Genomic DNA, 454 nt, shown 5'->3' with positions numbered 1-454 from the left:
GCTTAAAGAGTATATAAATAATAAGTGTGAGCCGGATGTTAGATAATAAGGCTACGCAATTAACAAGTATAACAAGTAACCATAAAGGTTTACTTGAGTATTGGGCGAATTTTTATTTCCAAATTCATGTGTTAGGTAGCCCAACTGCAACCATAGAAGCTAAGAAAAGAGATTTAAATTTATTTATAAACTTTTTTCAAGCTTCATTAAATTCAGAGATAATAGATTTATGGACGCCTTCAATCACAAAAGCTTTCCAAGGATATTTGTTATATGAAGCAAAGAATAGTTTAAATAAACCATATAAAGCAACTTCAGTAAGCAGGATTATGGCTACGCTAAAACACTTTGCCAGGTGGGTGCATAAAGAGAAACCGTTTGTTACTGGTTATCCCTTTCAAGGTGTTAGAATTATTGAAATAGAAGAACCCAGGTGGAACGGGTTAAGTGATAA

1 protein-coding gene is annotated in these 454 nt (G+C 33.0%); it reads left to right on the top strand.

Annotation, left to right across the window (positions count from 1 at the left end; translation table 11 throughout):
* Positions 1-35: 35 nt before the first annotated feature.
* The coding region (locus tag NF27_RS09260; RefSeq protein WP_161791851.1) for a site-specific integrase at positions 36-454 on the top strand (419 nt) is incomplete at its 3' end.

The sequence above is a fragment of the Candidatus Jidaibacter acanthamoeba genome (assembly GCF_000815465.1).
In the GTDB taxonomy this organism is placed as follows: Bacteria; Pseudomonadota; Alphaproteobacteria; order Rickettsiales; family Midichloriaceae; genus Jidaibacter; species Jidaibacter acanthamoebae.
The sequence above is the reverse complement of the archived record's forward strand: the minus strand, read 5'-3'. Positions and strand labels throughout refer to the sequence as shown.